Consider the following 23,678-nt stretch of genomic DNA (forward strand, 5'->3'; position numbering starts at 1 on the left):
GTTCTGAAAGTGCTGTCCGGGTCTTCGAGCCTCCTGGAGATGCTTCGGGGGAACGGCGCAGCGCGGCACGCTGGCACCCGCGATGGCCTGGGTGCCGGCCTGCCGCGCTGCAGGGTTATGTCAGTGGCCCGCTGCGCGCTCGAACAGCGTGCGGGCCAGTTCGCGGTGGCGTGTCAGCACGCGCGGCAGGTCGGCCGTGAGCAGGTGGCCGTCACGCACCACGACGCGGCCGTTGATGACGCTGGTGGACACGTCGGTGGGCGTGCAGAACACCAGCGCGGCCACGGGGTCATGGCCTGCGCCCGCGTAACCCACGCCCGACATGTCGAAGGCCACGAAGTCGGCCGACATGCCCGGCGCCAGCGCGCCGATGTCGTCGCGCCCCAGCACGCGCGCGCCGCCCAGCGTGGCGATCTCCAGCGCCTCGCGCGCGCCCATGGCGGCAGGGCCGTGGCCCACGCGCTGCAGCAGCAGGGCCTGGCGCGCCTCGCCCAGCATGTGGGCGCCGTCGTTGGAGGCGCTGCCGTCCACGCCCAGGCCCACGGGCACGCCCGCATCGCGCATGGTGCGCACGGGTGCAATGCCCGAAGCCAGGCGCATGTTGGAGCACGGGCAATGCGCCACGCCCGTGCCCGTGCGCGCGAACAGCGCAATGCCCTCGGCATCGAGCTTGACGCAGTGGGCATGCCAGACATCGGGGCCGACCCAGCCCAGGCTTTCTGCGTACTGCGCGGGAGTGAGGCCGAATTTCTCGCGAGAGAAGGCGACGTCGTTGTCGTTCTCGGCCAGGTGGGTGTGCAGCGACACGCCGTGCGCACGCGCCAGCACGGCGGACTCGCGCATCAGCTCGCGCGTCACCGAGAACGGCGAGCATGGCGCCAGCACCACGCGCAGCATGGAGTGGCGTGCGCTGTCGTGGTACTGCTGGATCAGGCGCAGGCTGTCGCGCAGGATGGCTTCCTCTTCCTCCACCACCGCGTCAGGCGGCAGGCCGCCCTTGCTGCGGCCCAGGCTCATGGAGCCGCGCGCCGCATGAAAGCGCATGCCCATCTGCTGCGCCGCGGCAATGGAGTCGTCCAGCCGAGCGCCATTCGGATACAGGTACAGGTGGTCGCTGGTGGTGGTGCAGCCCGACAGCATCAGCTCGGCCATGGCGGTCTGGGTGGAGACGTGGATCATCTCCGGCGTGAGGTGCGACCACAGCATGTACAGGTTGGTCAGCCACGAGAACAGCTCCGCATCCTGCGCGGCCGGCACGGCGCGCGTGAGGCTCTGGTACATGTGGTGGTGCGTGTTGACCAGGCCCGGCATGAGCACGTGGCCGCGCATGTCCAGCACCTGGGCCGTGCCGTCGTCCACCATGCGGCGGTACTGCGGCGGCAGATCGGCCGTGGCGCCCACCCATTGCACGGCCGGGCCGTCGGCCACCAGGGCGCCGTCGCGGATCTCGCGGCGCTGCGCATCCATGGTGACGAGTACATCGGCGTTCAGGGCAATCAAGGTCATGGCGTTCTCTTCTTCGAAATGGAAAAGCCGCCAGTCTAGGAAGGACAAGCCATTGCCGATAGCGCTGAATTCCGCCCGATGTGTCCACAAAAAGTGGACAAGTGACTAAGACTCACCGCCCCCCGGCAAACAGCCTTGCCAGCGCCTGGCCGATGGACTGGGCCATCAGCTCCCCCGCCGCGCTCAACTGCCCCCTGGCCCGGCCGGTCAGCACCAGCGTCTGCCGCCGCAGATGCGCATCGCGCAAAGGCACGAAGACCAGGGCATTGCGGCTGCGCTCTTCCATCACGTCCAGCGGGTTGAGCAGGGCAATGCCCTCGCCCAGCATGACCAGGCGCTGGATCAGCGCCATGGAGGTGGATTCGGCCACGGGCGTGACCTCGATGGCGTTGCGCGCAAAGGCTTCGTCCAGCAGGCTGCGGATGGACAGCGGCGGCGCGGGCAGGATGAGCGGATGGCCTATGCACTCGCTGAGCAGCACGGACGATTGGCGCGCCAGCGCATGCCGGGGCGGCACGATGGCGCCGATCTGCCATTCGCTGGTGGCCAGCGCGCGCAGCGCGGGGCGTTCGGACAGGTCGTAGGCCAGGCCCAGGTCGGCGTCGCCGCCTTCCACGGCGGCCGCGATGTCGCTCAGGGGCAGGTCGATGATGCGCACCACGATGCCCGGGTGGCGCTGACGGAATTCATGCACCAGCGAGGGTAGCAGCGAGCCGGCCAGCCCCGTGGTCGCGGCCACGGTGATCTCGCCGCTGCGCGCACCCTGCAGTTCGGCAATGCGCTCGCGCAGCGCCGCATGCTCGCGCAGCGTGGCGCGCACATGGGCCAGGACCATCTCGCCCGTCGGGGTGAGGCGCAGGCGCTTGTGGATTCGCTCGAACAGGGGCGTTCCCAGCTCGGCCTCCAGGTCGAGGATCTGGCGGTTGACGGCCGTGGGGGCCACGTGCAGATGTTCGGCCGCCTTGCGGATGGAACCGCGGCGGACCACTTCGTCGAGATAGCGCAGGACTCTGGCGTGCATGGCGCGAGCGTAGCGGGGTTTGCCGGGCCGCGCTTTGCAGCACCCGGCAGCGCAGGCTCAGCGGGCCGTGCCCAGGCGCTCGGCGCGCAGCGTGCGGCTGAGCATGATCACGGGGATCAGGCCCACCAGCACCAGGGCCAGCGACGGCAGGGCCGCCTCGCCCAGGCGTTCGTCGCGCGCGAGCTGGTAGGCCACGACGGCCAGGGTGTCGCTGTTGAAGGGGCGCAGCACCATGGTGGCGGGCAGCTCCTTCATCACATCGACGAAGACCAGCAGCGCCGCCGCCGCCGTGGAGCGCCTGAGCAGCGGCCAGTGCACGCGCGACAGCATGCCCCAGGCGCCCGTGCCCAGCATGCGGGCCGAGTCGTCCAGGCTGGGCGCGATGCGCGCATAGCCGCTTTGCATGGACTGCAGGGCCACGGCGCAAAAGCGCACCAGGTAGGCCCAGACAATGCCCACGGCGGTGGCCGTGACCAGGCCGGCAAAGCCCCATTCGGGCCGCACCTGCTGCACCCAGCCCACGGGCAGCAGCAGGCCGACGACGACGACGGCGCCCGGCACCGCATAGCCCAGGCTGGCCAGTTGCACCACGCCGCGCGTGACGGCCGACTCCTTGTGGCGGCGCACGGCAAACGCCAGGGCCACGGCGATGATGACGGCCAGCACCGAGGTGATGGTGCCCAGGCGCACGCTGTTGAGCGCCCAGTCGAGGAAGCGGTCCCAGGGCAGCACCGACCAGTCGGCCGCCAGCGGGCGCAGCATGAAGAACACGGGCGCGACAAAGCCCATGAGCACGGGCAGCAGGCACGCCAGCCAGGCCAGCGCGCAGCGCCAGCCGCGCAGGCGCAGCGGCTGCGCCTCGGCCGAGCTGGCGCGGCCCGTGCTGCCGGTGACGAAGCGCATGCGCCGCTGGGCGCGCAGCTCCAGCTGCAGCAGCAGCACCACCAGCACCAGCAGGAAGGTGGCCAGCTGCGCGGCGGCAATGCGGTTGTCCATGGACAGCCAGGCCTTGTAGATGCCCGTGGTGAAGGTCTGTATGCCGAAGTAGCTGACCACGCCGAAGTCGGCCAGCGTCTCCATCACCACCAGGGCCACGCCAGCGGCCACGGCCGGGCGCGCCAGCGGCAGCGCCACCGACCAGATGCGCCGCGACAGCGGCGCGCCCATCAGGCGCGCGGCCTCCATCAGGTGCGCGGCGCGCTCGCCCAGCGCGGTGCGCGCCAGCAGGTAGACATACGGGTAGAGCGAGAAGATGAAGACCCAGACCGCGCCGCCCAGGCTGCGCACCTCGGGCAGGAGCCGGCCTTCCAGGCCATAGGTATCGCGCAGCCAGGTCTGCAGCGGGCCGCTGAACTGCAGGAAGTCGGTATAGGCATAGGCCGTGACATAGGCCGGCATGGCCAGCGGCAGCAGCAGCAGCCATTCCAGTTGGCGCCGGCCCCGGAAGTCGAACAGCGTCACGGCCGCCGCCGTGCCCGTGCCCACGATGGCCGCGCCCAGCGCCACCAGCAGGCCCAGCCAGACCGTGGTCCACAGGTAGCCGGGCAGCACGGTGGCCGCCATCTCGCGCAGGATGGAGCCGGCCAGGGCATCGCCCTGCCCCACGGGCAGCCAGGAGCCGAGCACGGCCAGCACGGGCAGCATCAGCACCAGGGCCAGCAATAGCAGGGGAAGGGAGCGGAGTACGGACGACAGACGGCGCAAAGCGGAGGTCTCGGCTAGAGGATGAGGGGGAGGATCTGGCTGCCGGGCTATGGAACGGACCGGGATCTGCGGCTGCCGCCGGCCTGTGGGCCGATGTGCCGCCGAGACCGGACGTGCCTGCGGGCTGCTGGAGTCGGCGGGCTCCGGGCATGCCCTTGGCCCGCCAATGCAAATGCGAATTCTATTCATTTGCGCGGTTCTACAATCGCCGCATGTTTTTGACCGTCTCCCAACTCGAGGTGCGCTACCCGGGCCGCGACAGGCCTGCCGTGCAGGGCGTCACGCTGAATCTGGCCGCTGGCGACATCGGCGTGCTCATCGGCCCCTCGGGCTGCGGCAAGACCACGCTGCTGCGTGCCGTGGCGGGCCTGGAGCCCGTGAGCGGCGGCGAGATCCGCATCGACGGCCAGCTCGTGGGCAGCGCGGATTTCTCGCTCCCTCCCGAGCAGCGGCGCATCGGCATGGTGTTCCAGGACTATGCGCTGTTCCCCCATCTGAACGTGGGCCGCAACGTGGCCTTCGGCATCCACCATCTGCCCAAGGCGCGCCAGGCCGAGCGCGTGGCCGAGGTGCTGGAGCTGGTGGGCCTGGCCGGCAGTGCAGGTAGGTTTCCGCATGAGCTGTCGGGCGGCCAGCAGCAGCGCGTGGCGCTGGCCCGCGCACTGGCGCCCAGCCCGCAGCTGATGCTGCTGGACGAGCCCTTCTCCAACCTCGACGTGGACCTGCGCGAGCGCCTGGCGCATGAGGTGCGCGGCATCCTCAAGGCTGCAGGCGCCACGGCCCTGTTCGTCACGCACGACCAGCTGGAGGCCTTTGCCATCGGCGACATGATCGGCGTGGTCCACCAGGGGCAGCTGCAGCAGTGGGACGACGCCTATTCGCTCTACCACCGCCCGGCCACGCGCTTCGTGGCGGACTTCATCGGCCACGGCGTCTTCGTGCCGGCCACGCTGGCGCCTTCCGGGGCCGGCGGCGTGGTGGCGCGCACGGCGCTGGGCGATCTGGTCGATCCGGCCACCTGCCCGCTGCCCGCGCAGTTCCCGGGCGGCGAATGCGATGTGCTGCTGCGCGCCGACGATGTGGTGCACGACGATGCCTCGCCCGTGCAGGCACGCATCCTGCGCAAGGCGTTTCGCGGCTCGGAGTTCCTCTACACGCTGGAGCTGGCCAGCGGCCACAGCGTGATGGCCCATGTGCCAAGCCACCACGACCATGCGGTGGGCGAGTGGGTGGGAATCCGGCTCGACATGAATCACGTGGTCGCCTTCCCGCGAGAAACACAGGGCGCCCCGCAGTCCGCTGCAGCCTGAACCAGCGGCGTCCGCCGCGCCGTCCGGGCTTTGTCATTCGACGGTCACGGGTGGAACCCAGAATCAGTCACATCTTGTGACAATTCAAGGCCACCCCATGTTTGCTCTGGACCCCTCCTCCACGCAGCACCCTGCAGCGGATCAGCTACCCGACCCTGCACCCGTTCCCGCGCTGGCCCCGGCGCCCGCCGCGCCGCGCCTTGTGGCCCGCGCAGGCCAGCTCAGCCAGCCCACGGCACCGATCGCGCCCGAGGCCAGCAACGAGGATGTGCACCGGCTGTTCAGCGAGCAGCCCCTGCTCGAAACCCTGGCCGTGGTGGCCGACGACCGGCCGCTGGGCCTGATCAACCGCCAGCGCTTCATGGAGCAGTACGCGCGGCCCTTTGCGCGCGACGTGTTCGGCCGCCGCAGCTGCCTGGTATTCACCGACACCGCGCCCATGGTGGTGGCGGCCGGCCTGCCCATCGACCAGCTGGTGCAGCAGGCGCTGGCCAGCGGCAGCCGCGTGCTCAAGGACGGCTTCATCACCGTGGAGGAAGGCCGCTACGCAGGCATAGGCACGGGCCACGCGCTGATGGCCGCCATGTCCGACATCGAGGCCGACAAGACGCGCCAGCTCATGGCCAGCATCGACTACGCCAGCCTGATCCAGCGCTCGCACCTGGTCGAATCCGACCGCGTGCTCGCCGGCCAGCTGGCCGACCACGGCCTGCTGTGGGAGCCGCGCGACGTGGTGGGCGGCGATGCGTACTTCTTCCGCGCCACTCCGCAGGGCCTGCTGGGCTGCATGTTCGACTGCACGGGCCACGGCGTGCCGGGCGCCTTCATGACGCTGATTGCACTGTCCTTTCTCGAACAGGCCGTGGCGCCTGCAGGTATCGGCACCGGCACCGGCGCCGCCATCGACCCCGGCGCCCTGCTGGGCCAGATGAACCGCTACATCAAGCGCGTGCTGCAGCAGCGCAGCCGCGACGTCCAGCCCGCCTGGGGCGCACCGGCAGCGCCCGCCGATGGCCTGCCCGCCGAAAAATCCTCCAGCGACGGCCTGGACGCCGCGCTGTTCCTGCAGTCTCCCTGCGGCACGCAACTGCGCTTTGCCTCGGCCCGGCTGGACCTGCTGGTGGCGCCGCCCGGCGTGCAGGAGGCGGCCCAGGTACAGATCCATGCCGGCGACAAGCTGGGCATAGGCTATGCGACCACGCCCGACGACGCGGCCTGGAGCACGCAGGAGCTGGAGGTCGCGCCCGGCTCGCTGCTGATGGTGGCCACCGATGGCGTCATCGACCAATTGGGCGGCCCGCGCCAGATCGCCCATGGCAGAAAGCGCCTGGCGCGCTTCCTGCACGAGCAGCACGACCGCCCCGCCGCCCAGGCCTGCGCCGAATTCCGGCAGGCCTTTGCCCAGTGGCAGGGCACGCAGCGCCGCCGCGACGATGTCTCGCTGCTGGTGTGGCGCAACCAGGCCCTGCAGTCATGAGCCCGTCCGAATTCGCGCACCTGCGCGCCCAGGCCGAGCACAACGGTCTGCTGCTGTACTACGCGGGCACCTTCAACCCCAACGTGATCCAGGCGGCAGCCGACACGCTCAAGTGCCGGCTGGCCAGCGAGGACGGATCCAGCAGCGCCAAGCGCAAGCTGTTTTCCACCTTCATCGAGATGGCGCAGAACGTGCTGCACTACGCGGCGCCGCTGCCTGCCTCTGACGCCGGAGCCAGCCAGGCATTCGGCGAACCCGTGGCACAGGGCGCCATCGGCGTGGGCCGCATCGATGCACCGGCCGGTGCCCCGGACGCGGGGGCCGATCAGGCACAGGCGCGCTTCTGGATTGCCTGCAGCAACGCCGTGCGCCGCGAACATGTGCCGCGCCTGGCCGCCAAGCTGGATGCCGTGCGCGCCATGAGCCACCCCGAAATCAAGGCCGCCTACAAGGCCCAGCTGCACAACACCGACCACAGCGCCAGCGATGACATCAGCCGCGGCGCGGGCCTGGGCTGGCTGACCATTGCGCGCGACGCCTCGGCACCGCTGCAGTACCACATCGCCACGGGAGAGGACGCCGCAGATACCGCGCCCCATGCCGTGTTCCACGTCAAGGCGCTGATCTGAGCGCCGGGACCCCTTCCCGAATCCGAATGACGCCGCCATGCAAGCACTGAAATCCGAACGCACTTCCGTCACGCCCGAAGTGGTCTTCTCGCCGGCCGAGCAGCTTTTGCGCATCGAAGGCGAGTGCTACCCCGAAAACCCGCTGCCCTTCTTCAACCCCCTGCTGGCCATGCTGGGCCAGTACTTCGAGGCCAGCCAGCCCGCACGCTTCGTGGCCGAGGTGAAGCTGCAGTACATCAACAGCGCATCGACCATGGGGCTGCGCTCGCTGTTCGAGCTGCTCGACCATGCAGGCAGCAAGGGCACGGACATCCGCGTGCTCTGGGCCTTCGACGAGGAAGACGACGCCATCGAGGAACTGGGCGCCGACCTGGTGGAGGACTTCGCCAATCTGGTGCTGGAGCGACAGCCCTACAGCAACTGAGGGCGGGCCTGCTCCGCCCTGGCCTTCAGGCCAGCGGCTTGCCCATGAGCACCGTGGTCAGGCCGCAATCCCATTCCTCGTCGGGATAGGTGTCCAGCGTGGCGTAGCCCTGCGCCGTGTAAAAGCCCAGGGCCTGGGTGTTGAAGCTGTCGGTCTCCAGGCGCACCTGGGCGTGGCCGGCGGCGCGCAGAGCCTGCTCGGCATGGGCCAGCAGCGCACGGCCCACGCCGCGCCCCTGCCAGGCCGGCAGCACATGCAGGGCGCCGATGAAGTCATCCACCCAGTCCACGAAGCCGGCGACCACGCCGCCGCACTCGGCCACCCAGAACAGGTGGCCGCGCGACTGCACGTACTGCGCGGTCTTGCCGGAGGCGCAGAACTGCGCATGCTTGTCCGCCGTCAGCTGGGGCTTCCAGGTGCTGTCGTAGGTGGCCCAGAGAACGGCGTTCAGGGCAGCGGTGTCATCAGGCCGCGCGAGCCGGAGCGTGGGAGCGCAGGAAAGAGCGTCTGTCATGTCGCGGGCAAGGTTCAGGCCTGGCGCAGCCGGTCCACCTCGGCATGCAGGTCCTGGGCCCAGACGCGGCGGTCGCGGCCTTCGGCCTTCTGAGGCTGCCCATAGTGGACGACGGCCACCAGGTCGTCGGCGCACAGCGTGCGCCAGATGGAGCCCAGCAGGGTTTCGTCGCCCTCGTAGCTGGGTGCGTGGCTGATCTGCCCGGTGGCGCCGTCGATGAAGCGCAGGCCCACGGGCAGCACGGGCGCATCGATCTGCACGGCCGCCTGCAGCAAATTGGCATGAAAGGGCAGCAGCTTGCGGCCGTCGCCCGTCGTGCCTTCCGGGAAGATGGCCAGGATCTCGCGGCGCTGCAGGGATTCCTCCATGCTCTGCACCATGCGCCGGGCATCGCGGCGCGAGGTGCGCTCGATGTACAGCGTGCCCGCCGCCGTGGCCAGCGTGCCGATCAGCGGCCAGCCCTTGACGTCGGACTTGGAGATGAAGCGGCAGTGCCGCGCCGCATGCAGCACGGGAATGTCGAGCCAGGAAATATGGTTGCTGACCATGAGCATGGGGCCCTGGCGCGGCGGCTCGCCCTGGATCTCCAGTCGCACGCCCGCATGGGCCAGCAACTGCAGGGCCCAGGCCTGCACATGGGCGTGCTGGCGCGCCTCGGGCAGCTGCGGAAAGCGCAGGGCCACGATCCACAGCCCCTTGCACACATGGCCGAACAGGCGCGCTGCGCGCAGCGTGGCGCGCCCTCCCCTGCGCAGACGGCTCATGTTCAGCGGCGTTCGAATGCCACGCGGCCGTCGACCAGCGTGCAGCGCACACGGGCCGGCAGCTCGTAGCCGCCGAAGGGCGTGCTCTTGCCCTGGCTGGCCAGCTCCTGGGGCTTCACGGTCCAGGCCGCCTGCGGATCGACGATGCACAGGTCGGCCACGCCGCCCTCGGCCAGACGGCCCAGTTGCTCCTGCAGCTCGCCCAGCGCCGATCCCAGCACCTGCACGGGCGATGCCGTGATGGCGGCCAGTGCGCGGCTCAGGGGCACACCGCTTTCCTGCGACCACTTGACGGCCAGCGACAGCAGCAGCTCCACGCCCGTGGCGCCGGGCTCGGCCTCGGCAAAGGGCAGGACCTTGGCGTCTTCATCGACGGGCGTGTGGTCGGAGACCAGGGCGTCGATGGTGCCATCGGCCAGCGCGGCAGACAGCGCATCGCGGTCGCGCTGCTGGCGCAGCGGGGGCGTGACGCGTGCGCTGCTGTCGAAGTAGCCGATATCGGTATCGGTCAGGTGCAGCGAGTTGATGGACACGTCGGCCGTGACCTGCAGGCCTTCGGCCTTGGCCCGGCGCACCAGTTCCACGCCTGCGGCGCTGGACAGGCGGCACAGGTGCACGCGCGCCTGGGTGCCGCGCATCAGCTCGAAAATGGTGTGCAGGGCAATCGTCTCGGCCGCCACGGGCACGCCGGACAGGCCCATGCGCGTGGCCAGCGGGCCGCTGGCGGCCACGCCCTTGCCCAGGTACAGCTCCTGCGGGCGCAGCCACACGGTGTAGCCGTAGGTGGCCGCATACGCCAGCGCGCGCTGCAGGGTCTGGGTGCTGGTCATGGGCACTTCGGCCTGGCTGAAGCCGATGCAGCCGGACTCGGTCAGCTCGGCCATCTCGGTCAGCACTTCGCCCTTGAGGCCCAGCGTCAGCGCGCCCAGCGGGAACAGGCGCGACTGGTGCAGCTTCTCGGCGCGGAACTTGAGCATCTCCACCAGGCCCTGCTCGTCGAGCACGGGGTCGGTGTCGGGCGGGCAGACCAGGCTGGTCACGCCACCGGCCACCGATGCAGCCATCTCGGACTGCAGCATGCCTTCGTGCTCGTGGCCGGGCTCGCGCAGGCGCACGGCCAGATCGACCAGGCCCGGCAGCACCCAGCAGCCGGCGGCATCGATCTCGCGTTCTGCGGCAAATCCCTCGGGCGCCTTGCCGATGGCCAGCACCTTGCCGCCGTCGATGGCCACGTCGGCCTGCTGGTCCAGGCCCCGTGCCGGGTCCATCACTCGGCCGTTGCGGATGAGTATCTTCATGGTTTGCTACCCCGTAGACCGCAGGCGGCGCATGGGCTGCGGCCTGCGGCGATCAAAAACATTTGCATTCACAAAAAGCGCCTGGACTCAGTCCAGGACACCGGGCATGGAAAAAGCATGGCCCATCTCAGGGACGCCGAGCAAAGGCCGCCCTGCAGCGAGGGCGTCGCCGGCTGCCCGTACGCCCCCTCCCGCGTAGCGAGAGAGGGGGAAGCGACGCAGTCGCTCAGGGGGTGCTTCATTTCAAGCCTCGTTGCCGGCCACTATCGACATGACGGCCATGCGCACGGCGATGCCGAACGAGACCTGCGACAGGATCACGGCCTGCGGGCCATCGACCACTTCGGAGTCGATCTCCACGCCGCGGTTGATGGGGCCCGGGTGCATGACGATGGCGTCCGGCTTGGCCAGGCGCAGCTTCTCGGCCGTGAGGCCGAAGCTCTTGAAGTATTCCTGGCTGGACGGCAGCAGGGCGCCGCTCATGCGCTCGTTCTGCAGGCGCAGCATGATGATCACGTCGCAGTCCCGGATGCCCTCTTCCAGCGTGTGGAAGACGCGCACGCCCATCTGCGCCAGGTCCGGCGGCACCAGGGTGCGCGGGCCGACGACGCGCACTTCGGCCGCGCCCAGCGTGGTCAGCGCATGGATGTCGGAGCGCGCCACGCGCGAATGCAGCACATCGCCCACGATGGCCACGCGCAGGTTGGCGAAGTCCTTCTTGTAGTGGCGGATGGTGTACATGTCCAGCAGCCCCTGCGTGGGGTGGGCGTGGCGGCCGTCGCCGGCATTGACCACGTGGACATGGGGCGCCACATGCTGGGCGATGAGGTAGGGCGCACCCGACTCGCTGTGGCGCACGACGAAGATGTCGGCGGCCATGGCCGAGAGGTTGGCGATGGTGTCCAGCAGCGACTCGCCCTTGCTGGCCGAGCTGCGCGCGATGTCCAGGTTGAACACGTCGGCCGACAGGCGCTTGGCCGCGATCTCGAACGTGGTGCGCGTGCGCGTGCTGTTCTCGAAGAACAGGTTGAACACGCTCTTGCCGCGCAGCAGCGGCACCTTCTTGACCTCGCGGTCATTGACGCTGACGAAGTTGGCCGCCGTGTCCAGGATGTGGGTGAGGATGTCCTTGGACAGTCCTTCGGTGGACAGCAGGTGGATCAGTTCGCCGTTCTTGTTGAGCTGGGGATTGCGCTTGTACAGCACGGTCAGGCCTCTTGGATGCGGAATTGGAAGACGCCGGCGTCATCGCGCGCCAGCGACAGCAGGCGGTCGGCCGGCAGCGCGATGCGCGCCGCGGCAAAGTCGGCCTGGAAGGGCAACTCGCGCCCGCCCCGGTCCACCAGCACCGCCAGGCGCACGCAGGCCGGGCGGCCGTAGTCATAGAGTTCGTTGAGCACGGCGCGCACGGTGCGGCCGGTGTAGAGCACGTCGTCCAGCACCAGGATGTCGGCGCCGTTGACGTCAAAGTCGATCTGCGTCTGGGCGCTGGTGGCCATGCCGCGCTGCGCGAAGTCGTCGCGGTGCAGGGCCGAGGACAGCACGCTGGGGTTGCCGGGCAGGTTCAGGTCCTTGTGCAGGCGCTCCACCAGCCAGGCGCCGCCCGAGGTGATGCCGGCCAGGCGGGTTTCAGGCCCCATGAGGCTGCGCACGCCGCGCAGCAGTTCGCGGTACAGGGCCTCGGCGTCCAGCACCAGGCTGCCGGCTCCCGCAATGGATTCACTCATGGAAGACTCCTCAAAAACTGTTCAAGAATGATGCAGGCCGAGGCCGCATCGGCATCCCTTGCGCCACCGGCCAGGGCCTCGGTGGTGCTGTAGCGCTCGTCCACCTCGTAGACAGGCAGGCCGAAGCGGCTCTTGAGCTGGCGGCCGAACTTCTTCGCCCGCGCCGTGTTCTCGTGCGCATTGCCGTCGGGGTGGTAGGGCACGCCGATGACCAGCGCATCGGGCTGCCACTCCTTGATGCGCTCGCCGGCCTGGGCCAAGCGGGCCTCGCCGGCCTCGGCGCGGATGGTGGGCAGCGGGTTGGCCGAGCGCAGCATGCGCGTGCCCACGGCACAGCCCGTGCGCTTGGCCCCGAAATCGAAGGCCACGAAACTCTGAAAATGGGAGGGAACGGTGGGCGGCACGGCCGTGCCGGCTGCCGCTGCTGCCTGGGACTCGGGAGCGGGCAGGCTCATGCGCGCCCCGCCTCGGGCGAGATCATCCAGCGCTGCAGGCCCAGCAGGCCCAGGGCGCGGTCATAGCGGTCGTCGACCGGGGTGTCGAAGATGACGTTGGCGTCGGCGCCCACCGTGAGCCAGGCGTTTTCGGCCAGCTCCGACTCCAGCTGTCCCTCGCCCCAGGACGCATAGCCCAGGGTGACCAGCAGGCGCTTGGGGCCTGCGCCGTCGGACAGGGCTTCGAGCACGTCCTTGGAGGTGGTCATCTCCAGGCCACCGGGAATGGTCATGGTCGAGGCGTAGGCGGACTCGTCGTCGGGCGCGCCTTCGATGACCATGGGGTCGTGCAGCACGAAGCCGCGATCGGTCTGCACGGGTCCGCCGTTGAAGACACGGTTGCCGCGAAGGTCCTCGCGGCCCAGGGCCAGATCCACCTTTTCCAGCAAGCCTTCCAGCGTAAGCTGCGAGGGCTTGTTGATAATCAGACCGAGCGCACCGCGCTCGCTGTGTTCGCACAGGTAGATCACACTGCGCGAGAACGCTTCGTCTTCCAGGCCAGGCATGGCAATCAGGAAGTGGTGCGTCAGATTGATAGGCGCAGTTTCAGCAGACATAACCACGGATTTTACCGGCGATCCATGCCACCTTCTTACCCTGTGGGCTTGGTCTGGCTGCGGCGCGACCTGCGCCTGGCCGACCATGCTGCCCTCTACCATGCGCTGCGCCAATGTCGGCAGGTGCATTGCGTGTTCATCTTCGACGACGACATCCTCGCCCCCCTGCCCCGTGCAGACCGGCGCGTGGAGTTCATCTGCCAGAGCCTGAGCGGGCTGGACGATGCGCTGCGCGAGGCCTCGGGCCGCGCCGACACCGGCCTCATCGTGCGCCGCGGCCGGCCCGCTGAGCAGATCCCGGACCTGGCCCGGCAGCTCGGCGCCCAGGCCGTGTTCTGCAACTGGGACGACGAGCCCGACGCCCTGGCCCGCGACGCCCGCGTGCGCCAGGCCCTGGCCGCCGAGGGCGTGGCCCTGCACAGCTTCAAGGACCACATGGTCTTTGCGCGCGACGAGGTGCTGACCCAGGCCGGCGCACCGTTCTCGGTGTTCACCCCGTACAAGAACGCCTGGCTGCGCCAGATCACGCCCTTCTTCCTGTCCGCCTATCCCAGCGAGCGCGACCTGCCCGAGCGCCTGGCCCCGCGCCCCGAAGGCGAGCGCCGCCCCGTGCCCACCGCAGCCGACCTGGGCTTTGAGGCCGGCACGCTGGACGGCCTGCGACTGCCCACGGGCTGCGCTGGCGCCGAGGAACTGCTGGCCGACTTCCTGCCGCGCCTGCCGCGCTACAAGCAGGCGCGCGACTTTCCCGCCGTCAAGGGCACCAGCTACCTGAGCGTGCACCTGCGCTTTGGCACGGTCTCCATCCGCCGCCTGGCAAGGCTGGCCTGGGAGCAAACGCAGAGCCAGCCCCATGATGCCGAGGGCGCCGCCACCTGGCTGTCCGAGCTGATCTGGCGCGACTTCTATTTCCAGATCCTGGTCCACCATCCGCACGTGGTGCACGCCAGCTTCAAGCCCGCCTACGACGCCATCGTGTGGGATACCGGCCCCGAGGCCGATGCGCTGTACGCCGCCTGGTGCGAGGGCCGCACCGGCTATCCGCTGGTCGATGCCGCCATGCGCCAGCTCAACACCACGGGCTACATGCACAACCGGCTGCGCATGGTGGCGGCCAGCTTTCTGGTCAAGGATCTGGGCATAGACTGGCGCCGGGGCGAGGCCTGGTTTGCGCGCCAGCTCAACGACTTCGACCTGGCGGCCAACAACGGTGGCTGGCAGTGGGCGGCCTCCACGGGCTGCGACGCCCAGCCCTGGTTCCGCATCTTCAACCCCATCACGCAAAGCCAGAAGTTCGATGCCGATGCGCGCTTCATCGAGCGCTACGTGCCCGAGCTGGCCCGCCTGCCCGCCGCGCTGCGCCACGCACCCTGGCAGGCCCGGCCGCTGGAGCTGGCCGAGGCCGGCGTGGTGCTGGGCACGGACTACCCCCATCCCGTGGTGGACCACGCAGCCGCGCGCGAGCGCACTCTGACCCGCTATGGCGTGGTCAAGCAGGCCAGCTGAAAAACCTGCTGGAATAAAAAAAGAGCAGCGGATGCTGCTCTTTTTTGTTCAGGCCACCAGCCTTCAGGCCCCTTCGCCCAGGGGCTCGCTATCCGCCTGCAGCGCCTGCAGCGACTGCGGCGCCAGCGGGCCGCCGCTGATGCTGCCGCCCTGCAGGGAGTAGTGCTGGATCAGGCCCAGCAGTTCCTCGTCCGAGTAGGGCTTGCCCAGGTAGTGGTTGGCGCCCAGCTGGCGCGCCATCTCGCGATGCTTCTGGGCGATGCGCGAGGTGATCATGACCACGGGCAGGTCGCGCAGGGCCTCGTCGGCGCGGATGTTGCGCAGCAGGTCGAAGCCGTCCATGCGCGGCATCTCGATGTCGGACAGCACCAGGGTCGGGCGTTCCTCGGCCAGGCGCTCCATGGCCTGCAGGCCGTCGGCCGCCAGGGCCACGCGGTAGCCTTCGCGCTGCAGCAGGCGCTGGGTGACGCGGCGCACGGTGATGGAGTCGTCCACCACCAGCACCAGCGGCACCGAGGCCGGCCCTGCGCTGGCCAGCACGGCTTCGCCGTCGCCCTGGCCTGCGGCGCGCTCGGCCTCTTCGGTCCGGGCGCGCACCTCGTCGCCATAGACGTTGGCCAGCGCCACGGGGTTGTAGATCTGCACCACGGCGCCCGAGGCCAGCACCGACATGCCGGTCAGGCCGGGCAGGCGGGCCAGCTGGGGGCCGAGGTTCTTGATCACCACTTCCTGGTTGCCCAGCACTTCGTCCACGTGCAGCGCAATGCGCTGCGCCGCGCTGCGCAGGATGACCACGGGCCGGGTGCGGCCCACGGTTTCCTCGCTGCGCAGCGAGGACTGCCACAGCGCGCCGGCCCAGTAGAACGGCAGGGTCTCGCTGCCGTCTTCGAAGCTGTGGCTGGCATAGGCCTGCTGCAGCAGCTCCAGCGGCGCGCGGCGCACGATTTCCACCAGGCTGGCGGGCACGCCGACCAGCAACTGGCCCGCGCGCAGCATGACCACCTGGGTGACGGCGGTCGTCAGCGGCAGCACGAGGCGGAAGGCACTGCCCCGGCCCGCCTCGCTGTGGGTTTCGATGCGGCCGCCCAGCGCGTTGACTTCGGAGCGCACCACGTCCATGCCGATGCCGCGCCCGGCCACGCCGGTCACCTCGGTGGCCGTGGTGAAGCCGGGCTCGAAGATCAGGCGGCCTGCGTCCTGCTCCGTCAGCGTCTGGTCCTCGGGCCACAGGCCCTGGGCCACGGCCTTGTCGCGGATGCGCTGCAGGTTCAGGCCGGCGCCATCGTCCTCCACCGACAGCGCCACGTCGTTGCGCTCCTGGCTCAGGATGATTTCAATGGTGCCCATGGCGGGCTTGCCTGCGGCGGCACGCTGCTCGGGCGACTCGATGCCGTGGGCCACGCAGTTGCGCAGCAAGTGCTCGAAGGCCGGCATCATGCGGTCCAGCATGCCCCGGTCCATTTCAATGGTGCCGCCCAGGATGTTCAGCCGCACCTGCTTGCCCATCTCCTTGGAGGTTTGGCGGACCACGGCGTACAGGCGCTCGGCCAGGGAGTCGAACTCCACCATGCGCGTGCGCAGCAGGTCGCGCTGCAACTCGCGGGCCTGGCGGCCCTGGGCGACCAGGTCGTCCTCGGCGCCGGCCATGTCGCGCTGCAGGTTGCGCTGCACGGTGGCCACGTCGTTGACCGACTCGGCCATCATGCGGGTGAGTTCCTGCACGCGCGTGAAGCGGTCGAACTCCAGCGGGTCGAAGCCCACGGCCGAGTCCTTGGACAGGGCCAGGCGCGACTGCATCTGGCTCTCGGCCTGGACCTCGATGTCGCGCAGCTGCATGCGCAGGCGCTCCAGGTTGCCGGCCAGCTCGTCCAGCGAGCCACGGGCCTGGGCCAGGCGCGCATCGACACGCGAGCGCACAATCAGCACCTCGCCAGCCTGGCTGATCAGGCGGTCCAGCAGCTGGGCGCGCACGCGCACCGTCTGCTGGGCACCGGCGCGCAGCGGCGCAGTGACAGGCGCTGGCACAGGGGCCGCGGCCGCCGGTGATCCAGCCGCTGCCGATGCGTCGGAGGCCGCAGCCGCTGCAGGCTCGTCGAGGGAGATTTCATCGCCCAGGTCCAGCGGCGCTTCCTGCGCCTGCTCACCGGCCACGCGCAACACGTCGAAGCCGGCCTGCAGCGCGTCGAAGCTGCCCAGCAAGGGCTCGATCTGCTCGGCGGTCGGAGATTCGCCATCGACCCGCTCCACGGCAGATTCAAGGCGGTGGGCCATCTCGCCCAGGCGCATGGCGCCCGCCAGCCGGGCACTGCCCTTGAGCGTGTGCAGGGCGCGCAGGGTTTCGTGGCGCGCCTCGTCCAGCGAGGGCCGGCCATGCCAGCGGCGCAGCGCGGCGCCCAGGCGGGGCAGCAGCTCGATGGCCTCTTCCTCGAAGATGGGGAACAGGTCGGGATCGACCTCGTCCAGCGCATCGATGTCATCGTCCAGGTCGCTGCCCACGGCCACGGCATGGGCGATGGCCTCGTCGATGCGGCGCTGCAGCTCGGCTTCGTGGCGCGCATCGTTGACCAGGGGACGCATGGAGTAGGCCAGGGGCGCCACCGACGGTGTCTGCGCCTGGGCACCGGCGTCGAGCACGGCGTCCGTGCCATCGCTGCCGTCCTGAGGCTCCAGCTGGTCCAGTTGGTCCAATTGGTCCAGCTGCTCCAGCGCGTCCAGGCGGCTGTCCGGCGCGTCTGCGGCCTCGATGTCCAGCGCCAGCAGTGCCTGCAGGGCTTCTTCCACGCCCGGCTGGGGCGTCTTGAGGAAACCGGCGGCGAACTGGTGCAGCAGGCGCTGCACTTCGTCGGAGGCCGCCACGCAGGCGGCAACCTGGTCGGGCGTGCCACAGCGCTGCGGCTGCAGATGGGTCAGCGTATGTTCCAGCAGGCGCGCCAGGTCCGACAAGGCCTTGAAGCCCACGGTGGCCGAGCTTCCGGCCAGCGAATGCGCAAAGGCGACGGCGTCGTCGGGCACGGGCTCGCCGGGCTCGGTCGCCCATTGCTGCAGCGTCAGGTCCAGGCGGCGCGACCATTCGTCGGCCTCGTTGAGGTAGACGTTGTACAGCGGCGCGCTGATGCGCAGGCCATCCACGACCTTGAAGCCATCGGCGTCGATGCCGGACAGATCCTCGTCGCCGGACTCTTCGGCCTGCGGGGTTTCTGCCTCGGGCACCTCGGGCGCCTTGACCGACTCGACTGCGTCGGATGCTTCAACCGCTTCAACCGTTTCTGGCGCTTCGTCCGCTTCAACCGCCTCAACCGTTTCTGGCACCGCGATCATCTCGATCGCTTCGGCGGGTGCCGCTGCCGGTGTCAGGCCCAGATCCAGGTCCAGCCCTTCGAAAGGTGCCAGGGGCACGGCGGCTTGCGGTGCTTCAGTTTCAGTTCCAGCTTCGGCTTCGATGGCGGCGGCCTCGGGCAGCGCGGGCGGGTCGCCCGCGACGACGGCCAGGGCCTCCTGCTCGCTGTCGCGCATGGCGGCTTCGAAGGCCGCAAAGTCCAGTTCCTCGACGGCGTCGGTGGCCAGTTCGGCAGGCGCCTCGGCGGCTTGCGGCGTCAGTGTCTCCAGCGACTCCTGCGGCGCGGCGGCCGAAGGCTTGGGGTCCGGCTCCAGCAGGTCGAAGTCCAGCGCAAAGTCCAGCTCGCCAGAGGTCTGGACGGGCTGGGCGGGCGTGGCCTGCTCGAGCACATCCAGGTGTTCTGCCTGCGGCTCCTGGGCCACGGGCGCGAATTCCTCGATTGCGGCGGTAGCGGGTGCGGGCTCGAGTTCGGGTTCGGGCTGTGCGAGGGGCTCGGCACGCGGTGTGCGCGGCACCAGGGCCACGTCGGCGCGCAGGCCTTCCAGGCGCATGGCATCGGCCGCAGCGCGGAAAGGCGTGGCCTGCCAGGCGTCGGCCTGGTGGCGCTCTATGGCCGAGGCCCAGGCGCCAAAGGCGCGCAGCGCATCGCTGGCCAGCTCCTGCATGGGCTGGGGCATGGCCTTTTGCTCGGCCAGCCAGGCGTTGAGCATCTGCTCCATGGCCCAGCCGGCTTCGCCGAATTCATCCAGGCCCACCATGCGCGAACTGCCCTTGAGCGTATGGAAGGCGCGGCGCAGCGTGGTCTGCTCGCTGAGGTTGCCCGGCTCGTCGGCCAGGGCGCGCAGGGCCTGCAGGCCGTTGTCCACCACCTCGCGGGCCTCTTCCAGGAAGATGCCCAGCAGTTCGTCGTCCGAGTCTTCTTCCGAGACCGACAGGCCGGCCGGCGGGGGCACGGGCTCGGACACGGATGCAGAGACGGTTTCAGGCGCAGATTCGGCTGCGGGCTCTGGCTCGACCAGGGACTGGTCCAGCTGGAAGACCGGCTCGGCCGGCGCTTCGAGGGCCTTGGCGAATTGCGCCAGTTCCGCGGCATCGGCCAGCGCGTCCTGCTCGGCGGCCGCGGGCTGGGCCAGCGGCTCAGTCGCGATGTCCACGGGAGCCGGGGGCGGCGGGGGCGGCGTGGAGGGCGCGGCAAATTGCGGCTCGGCGATGGCGTCCTGCGGCACGGGCAGCGGCTGGGCCACGGCAACGGCTTCGCGCTGCGGCGGCACGGCGGCGGTGTCCAGGGCGGGCAGTTGCTCGGGCGCCTTGCCCGCATCATCGGCCCGGTGGCCGCGACGGCCCATGAGGATGCGCAGGCCGCCTTCGGCCTCGTCATAGACGAAGAGCTTGCGCGCCATGCTGCGCTGGTAGCTCAGCATGTCGATCAGAAAGCCCATGGCGCCCAGGCTGTTGCCCAGTTTCTCGAACACCTGGGGACGTTCTGCGTCGTCGATCTCACCCAACACCAGCCGTTCCACGGTCTCGCGCATGCGCTGCATGGCCTGCGTGGCCTGGTCCAGGCCCAGCACGGACAGCACGCCGCGCATCTGGGCCATCTGGCCCGAGACGGGTGCCAGCACGGTGGCATCGGCAGGATTGCGGAAATATTGGTCCAGGTGCCGCTCGGCCTCGGCCAGCGTGGCACGCAGCTCGCCCACGACCGAGCCCATGGTCTGGTGGTCGCTGGCCTGGCGGTACAGCTCCTCCATCCAGGGCTCCAGCGGACGCGCGGGCGCGCCCTGCAGGGATTCCTCCAGGCGCTGGACCAGGTTGGCGGACTGCTCGGCCAGTTCCTCGTCGCCCATGTCCATGGTGGCAAAGGCCGCCTGCAGGTAGAGCACGGAGGTGGCCACTTCCATGGCCAGTTCGGCCGGTGGCGGCTCGCCGATGCGGGCCACGGTTTCGGCCACCTTGATCAGCATGCGCGCCAGGCCATGGCTGGCCGGGTGCAGCTTGACCAGGGATTCGGCCACCTGGGCGAACTGGTCCACCACGGTCTTGGTGCGGGCACGGTCGCCGCCGGCAAGGGCGGACCAGGTATCGGCTGCCGTGGTGATGCGCTTGCGCGCCTGCACCAGCACCGCCGGGTCGTAGCGGCCAAAGCGTGTCTGCTGGTAGTCCACCTGGGGCTGGGCCTGCATGCCATAGGCCTGGCGCACCGCCTGCAGGGCGGCGCCAGCCTGCTCGGCAGGGCGGGCCTGGGCGCAGAAGAACAGCAGGTCCTGCAGCAGCCGCGCAGGCGGCGTGCGGTCGCCCTTGGCCATGGCCGCGTACTGCATGAGCACGCGCGAGGCCATTCGCTTGACGTACAGGTCGACAACGATCATCCCGCGCGACTGCGCGTCGAAGAAGCCGGCCGCCACCTTCCAGAAGCTGCGCGCGGTGACATCCTCGGTCTGGCCCACGGCAAAGCGCAGGCACAGGTCGCGCATCTGGGCGGCGGCCTCGCGGTCGTCGCTCTTGACCATGCGCAGCACCACGCCGTCGAGCAGGGCCCGGGCATCGGGGCCGTAGGCCAGCGGCTCGGGCTGGCGCGCCCACTCGGGCTCGCGCGCGCGGCGCTCGGCAGGCCACAGGTCGGCCGGGTGCACCTTGTCGTTGCCGGCCAGCGCCTGGGTGTCGCGGTATTGGGGAAACAGGGCCACGGCCGAGACGGTCTTGCCGGCCAGCACGGTTTCCAGGTATTCGATGAGCGCGAAGCTGGCGCGCTCCAGCGTGGCGGCAGCCTGGTCGGTGCACAGCTCGGGGCGCTGCACGAAGCGCTGCACGGCACTTTCCATGCCGCGCAGCACCAGGGCCGGAGAGCCCAGGCCCACCATTTCGAGGGCGCCGCAGGCCTGGTGCAGTTGCTGGCGGGCGATGCGCAGGGCCGAGGTGTCAAGTTCCTCAAGGTCCGAGGCGCGCGCCGCATCGGCATCGCGCACGAAACGGGCCACCGCCTTGCTCGCCCCTTCCAGCGACTTGCGCAGCTCATCGAGCACCCAGGCCAGCGGGCCCAGGTCCTGTTCGGTGTGCGCGGCCTGCGCCGCGCCCGTTTGCGATTCGTCAACCACTGACATGGACAGTTCCCCAAGCCCCTAGGGCCTGTGCATAGCTATGTTGGACCGGGTCAGGCAATCTTGAAACGCGCCACCGACTGGCGCAGTTCCTCGGCCATGTGCGAGAGTTCGCGCACCTGCTGTGCCGTGGTGCGCGTACCTTCGCCCGTCTGCTCGGTCACCGCGAAAATGTGCTGGATGTTCTCGGCCACGTCGTTGGCCAGAACGGCTTCGCGCGAGGTGGACGAGGAGATCAGCTCGATCAGCTCGGCCAGATGGCGCGACACGGAGTCGATCTCGGTCAGCGCGGTGCCGGCGGAGTCGGACAGGCGGGCCCCCTCGACCACACCCTGGGTGGAGCGCTCCATGGCGGCCACGGCATCCTGGGTGTCGGTCTGAATCGCCTTCACCAGCGCCGCGATCTGGCGCGTCGCGTCGGCCGAGCGTTCGGCCAGGCGCTGCACTTCTTCGGCCACCACCGAGAAGCCGCGACCGGCTTCACCGGCCGATGCGGCCTGGATGGCGGCGTTCAGCGCCAGCACGTTGGTCTGCTCGGTAATGTCGGAAATCAGCTCGGTGATTTCGCCGATCTCCTGCGAGGATTCGCCCAGCCGCTTGATGCGCTTGGAGGTTTCCTGGATCTGGTCGCGGATGGAGTTCATGCCGCCGATGGCGTTCTGCACGGCCTTCAGGCCCAGGTCGGCAGCTTCCAGCGACTGGCGCGCCACCTGGGCAGATTCCTGCGCCTGGGTGGAGACCTCGTTGATGCGGCCGGCCATGTCCAGCACGGAGCGGCCGGTTTCGCGGATCTCGCGCAGCTGTTCGGTCGATGCGGCCAGCAGCTCGGTGGAGTTGGCATCCACCTCGGCCGTGGTCTGCGCCACGCGCGTTGCCGTGTTCTGCACGCTGCCCACCAGGGCGCGCAACTCTTCCACCGTGTAGTTCACCGAGTCGGCGATGGCGCCGGTGATGTCCTCGGTCACGGTCGCTTCCTGCGTCAGATCGCCCTCGGCCACCGACTGCAACTCGTTCATCAAACGCAAAATGGCGGCCTGGTTGGCGTCGTTGATGCGCTTGGCTTCATGCTCCTGCACGCGCGACTCTTCCTGGCGGCGTTCGGCAGCTTCCTGGCGCAGGCGGCTGTCGAGCAGCTGCACGCGGGACAGGCCCACACCGCACAGCAGCACCAGCACGGTGGCCAGGGCCAGCAGGCCCATGGGCAGCGAGCCGATGCCGGCGCCGCTTTGCAGCTTGGTCTGCAGGTCTTCCAGCTGGCGGCGCAGCGGTTCGCTGTCGGCGTTGATGGCGGTCTGTGCCTCGCGGGCGGAGACCAGGCCCTGCAGGTTGCCCAGAATGGCGCTGGCCTCGGTGCGGGTCTCTTCGTAGAGCTTGATCAGTGCCTCGATCTGCTCGCGGGTCTGGGCGTCGCGCGTGGGGGGCAGGCGCAGTTCGCTGCTGCCGCCCAGCAGGCTTTCGGAGATTTCCTTGAACGAGTTCAAGTCCTTGCCCAGCAGGAACACGGCCTCGGGGCTCACGCCTTCGGCGGTCTGGAATTCGTTGGCCGACTTGCCGATACGCTGGGTCAACATCACCAGCTGGCCTGCGGCCGAGATCTCGGCGGGGCTGGCGCCCTGCTGCAGCTTGAGCGAGGAGATGGTTTCGGCGATCTCCAGCAGGTCCGAGGACTGGCGGTTGATGGTGCGCAGCGCGTCGCCGACCTGGGTCAGGATCTGCTTTTGCTCCATCACCACCTTGGCGCTTTGCTCGGCGCGCTCCATCAGCGGCATGATCTGGCCCAGCTCGTCGGCGTAGGCGCCGCCCAGCGGGCGCACGCCCATGGAGTCATCGCCCGAGGTGAGGGCGCGCACGTTGCGTGCCAGCACGCCCGCACTGTCTTGCACGTCCGCAAACGAAGGTGCCGCGCCGGTCAGCGCCTGCGACACCGACTTGGCAAGGCGCTGCGACTGCATCAGGGCCTGGCCGGTGGCGGCCAGCTGCTGTGCCGAGCCGTCCGCCTGGCGCAGAGCCCATGCCGCCGCCAGCACCAGGGCCAGCACGGAAACGCCCAGCAGCGTGGACAGCGTGCGCTGGTGGCGCGCGGCAGGCGCGCGGCCCAGCAGCGGCAGGACCACCGTTTCCTGGTCCAGGACTGCGCCGGCATCGCCCGGCATGGCGTCGGGCGCGCCCTGCACGGTCATGGACGCATCGAGTGCGTACATATCCTGGGAGACGGTGTCTCCGAGCATGCTGTTGTCCGCGCCCGAGCCGGAGTCGGCCGGCTTGCGTTGGAAGCGATTTGCAAGACGTTGCAAGAATGACATGGGACGACC

At 69.7% G+C, this 23,678-nt stretch carries 17 protein-coding genes; 5 read left to right on the forward strand and 12 right to left on the reverse strand.

Annotated features, from left to right (window positions below):
- Positions 1–120: 120 nt before the first annotated feature.
- From A4F85_RS16200 to A4F85_RS16210, 3 genes are all read right to left on the reverse strand, one after another.
- On the reverse strand, positions 121–1,506 hold the full coding sequence (locus tag A4F85_RS16200) for an 8-oxoguanine deaminase (protein ID WP_063327156.1): 1,386 nt from the start codon (positions 1,504–1,506) through the stop codon (positions 121–123).
- Positions 1,507–1,618: 112 nt separating this feature from the next.
- The gene (locus A4F85_RS16205; RefSeq protein ID WP_012203519.1) at positions 1,619–2,527 is read right to left on the reverse strand and encodes a LysR family transcriptional regulator; all 909 of its coding nucleotides are present in this window, start codon (positions 2,525–2,527) and stop codon (positions 1,619–1,621) included.
- A 57-nt stretch (positions 2,528–2,584) separates the two neighbouring features.
- Entirely contained in the window at positions 2,585–4,231 is a 1,647-nt protein-coding gene (locus A4F85_RS16210; protein WP_063327157.1) for an ABC transporter permease, read from the reverse strand.
- Between the two features lie 212 nt (positions 4,232–4,443).
- Between A4F85_RS16210 and A4F85_RS16215 the strand changes: the two genes are divergently transcribed.
- The 4 genes from A4F85_RS16215 (at position 4,444) to A4F85_RS16230 (ending at position 8,071) form a co-directional block, all read left to right on the forward strand.
- Complete coding sequence (locus A4F85_RS16215; protein ID WP_013804019.1) at positions 4,444–5,541, forward strand: ABC transporter ATP-binding protein; 1,098 nt, start codon at positions 4,444–4,446, stop codon at positions 5,539–5,541.
- Positions 5,542–5,638: 97 nt separating this feature from the next.
- Complete coding sequence (locus A4F85_RS16220; protein ID WP_063327158.1) at positions 5,639–7,018, forward strand: SpoIIE family protein phosphatase; 1,380 nt, start codon at positions 5,639–5,641, stop codon at positions 7,016–7,018.
- Complete coding sequence (locus tag A4F85_RS16225) at positions 7,015–7,647, forward strand: DUF6272 family protein (RefSeq protein WP_063327159.1); 633 nt, start codon at positions 7,015–7,017, stop codon at positions 7,645–7,647. The genes A4F85_RS16220 and A4F85_RS16225 overlap by 4 nt, the downstream gene beginning before the upstream one ends.
- 37 nt (positions 7,648–7,684) lie before the next feature.
- Positions 7,685–8,071, forward strand: a complete 387-nt coding sequence (locus A4F85_RS16230) for a DUF1987 domain-containing protein (RefSeq protein ID WP_012203514.1) — start codon at positions 7,685–7,687, stop codon at positions 8,069–8,071.
- Positions 8,072–8,096: 25 nt separating this feature from the next.
- On the opposite strand, the gene A4F85_RS16235 is transcribed toward A4F85_RS16230, so the two are convergent.
- The 7 genes from A4F85_RS16235 to A4F85_RS16265 form a co-directional block, all read right to left on the reverse strand.
- The gene (locus A4F85_RS16235) at positions 8,097–8,585 is read right to left on the reverse strand and encodes a GNAT family N-acetyltransferase (protein WP_063327160.1); all 489 of its coding nucleotides are present in this window, start codon (positions 8,583–8,585) and stop codon (positions 8,097–8,099) included.
- Between the two features lie 14 nt (positions 8,586–8,599).
- Positions 8,600–9,349, reverse strand: a complete 750-nt coding sequence (locus tag A4F85_RS16240) for a lysophospholipid acyltransferase family protein (RefSeq protein WP_063327161.1) — start codon at positions 9,347–9,349, stop codon at positions 8,600–8,602.
- A 2-nt stretch (positions 9,350–9,351) separates the two neighbouring features.
- Positions 9,352–10,647, reverse strand: a complete 1,296-nt coding sequence (locus A4F85_RS16245; protein WP_063327162.1) for a dihydroorotase — start codon at positions 10,645–10,647, stop codon at positions 9,352–9,354.
- 243 nt (positions 10,648–10,890) lie between these two features.
- Positions 10,891–11,853: an aspartate carbamoyltransferase catalytic subunit gene (locus A4F85_RS16250; RefSeq protein WP_012203510.1), complete on the reverse strand. Its 963-nt coding sequence runs from the start codon at positions 11,851–11,853 to the stop codon at positions 10,891–10,893.
- 2 nt (positions 11,854–11,855) lie between these two features.
- On the reverse strand, positions 11,856–12,374 hold the full coding sequence (pyrR, locus tag A4F85_RS16255; RefSeq protein WP_013804027.1) for a bifunctional pyr operon transcriptional regulator/uracil phosphoribosyltransferase PyrR: 519 nt from the start codon (positions 12,372–12,374) through the stop codon (positions 11,856–11,858).
- Positions 12,371–12,829, reverse strand: a complete 459-nt coding sequence (gene ruvX, locus A4F85_RS16260) for a Holliday junction resolvase RuvX (protein WP_012203508.1) — start codon at positions 12,827–12,829, stop codon at positions 12,371–12,373. The genes pyrR and ruvX overlap by 4 nt, the downstream gene beginning before the upstream one ends.
- The gene (locus A4F85_RS16265) at positions 12,826–13,425 is read right to left on the reverse strand and encodes a YqgE/AlgH family protein (protein WP_012203507.1); all 600 of its coding nucleotides are present in this window, start codon (positions 13,423–13,425) and stop codon (positions 12,826–12,828) included. The genes ruvX and A4F85_RS16265 overlap by 4 nt, the downstream gene beginning before the upstream one ends.
- Before the next feature lie 24 nt (positions 13,426–13,449).
- On the opposite strand from A4F85_RS16265, the gene A4F85_RS16270 reads away from it, so the two are divergent.
- Entirely contained in the window at positions 13,450–14,931 is a 1,482-nt protein-coding gene (locus A4F85_RS16270) for a cryptochrome/photolyase family protein (protein ID WP_063327163.1), read from the forward strand.
- Positions 14,932–14,994: 63 nt separating this feature from the next.
- Here A4F85_RS16270 and A4F85_RS16275 read toward each other — a convergent pair whose 3' ends face one another.
- Both A4F85_RS16275 and A4F85_RS16280 read right to left on the reverse strand, forming a co-directional pair.
- A complete protein-coding gene (locus A4F85_RS16275) occupies positions 14,995–21,369 on the reverse strand; it encodes an Hpt domain-containing protein (protein WP_063327164.1) in 6,375 nt (2,124 codons plus the stop codon).
- A gap of 50 nt (positions 21,370–21,419) precedes the next feature.
- Positions 21,420–23,669 (reverse strand): methyl-accepting chemotaxis protein, encoded by a 2,250-nt coding sequence (locus A4F85_RS16280; RefSeq protein WP_012203504.1) that lies wholly within the window; start codon positions 23,667–23,669, stop codon positions 21,420–21,422.
- Between the last annotated feature and the right edge of the window lie 9 nt (positions 23,670–23,678).

Source organism: Delftia sp. GW456-R20, assembly GCF_001622915.1.
Taxonomy (GTDB): Bacteria; Pseudomonadota; Gammaproteobacteria; order Burkholderiales; family Burkholderiaceae_C; genus Comamonas; species Comamonas acidovorans.

Bases quoted from the DNA above. Each gene is read 5' to 3' on its own strand.
- pyrR (WP_013804027.1), bottom strand. From the start codon at position 12,374: ATGAGTGAATCCATTGCGGGAGCCGGCAGCCTGGTGCTGGACGCCGAG.
- A4F85_RS16235 (WP_063327160.1), bottom strand. From the start codon at position 8,585: ATGACAGACGCTCTTTCCTGCGCTCCCACGCTCCGGCTCGCGCGGCCT.
- A4F85_RS16200 (WP_063327156.1), bottom strand. From the start codon at position 1,506: ATGACCTTGATTGCCCTGAACGCCGATGTACTCGTCACCATGGATGCG.
- A4F85_RS16265 (WP_012203507.1), bottom strand. From the start codon at position 13,425: ATGTCTGCTGAAACTGCGCCTATCAATCTGACGCACCACTTCCTGATT.
- A4F85_RS16240 (WP_063327161.1), bottom strand. From the start codon at position 9,349: ATGAGCCGTCTGCGCAGGGGAGGGCGCGCCACGCTGCGCGCAGCGCGC.
- A4F85_RS16280 (WP_012203504.1), bottom strand. From the start codon at position 23,669: ATGTCATTCTTGCAACGTCTTGCAAATCGCTTCCAACGCAAGCCGGCC.
- ruvX (WP_012203508.1), bottom strand. From the start codon at position 12,829: ATGAGCCTGCCCGCTCCCGAGTCCCAGGCAGCAGCGGCAGCCGGCACG.
- A4F85_RS16220 (WP_063327158.1), top strand. From the start codon at position 5,639: ATGTTTGCTCTGGACCCCTCCTCCACGCAGCACCCTGCAGCGGATCAG.
- A4F85_RS16205 (WP_012203519.1), bottom strand. From the start codon at position 2,527: ATGCACGCCAGAGTCCTGCGCTATCTCGACGAAGTGGTCCGCCGCGGT.
- A4F85_RS16230 (WP_012203514.1), top strand. From the start codon at position 7,685: ATGCAAGCACTGAAATCCGAACGCACTTCCGTCACGCCCGAAGTGGTC.
- A4F85_RS16275 (WP_063327164.1), bottom strand. From the start codon at position 21,369: ATGTCAGTGGTTGACGAATCGCAAACGGGCGCGGCGCAGGCCGCGCAC.
- A4F85_RS16225 (WP_063327159.1), top strand. From the start codon at position 7,015: ATGAGCCCGTCCGAATTCGCGCACCTGCGCGCCCAGGCCGAGCACAAC.
- A4F85_RS16245 (WP_063327162.1), bottom strand. From the start codon at position 10,647: ATGAAGATACTCATCCGCAACGGCCGAGTGATGGACCCGGCACGGGGC.
- A4F85_RS16270 (WP_063327163.1), top strand. From the start codon at position 13,450: ATGCCACCTTCTTACCCTGTGGGCTTGGTCTGGCTGCGGCGCGACCTG.
- A4F85_RS16215 (WP_013804019.1), top strand. From the start codon at position 4,444: ATGTTTTTGACCGTCTCCCAACTCGAGGTGCGCTACCCGGGCCGCGAC.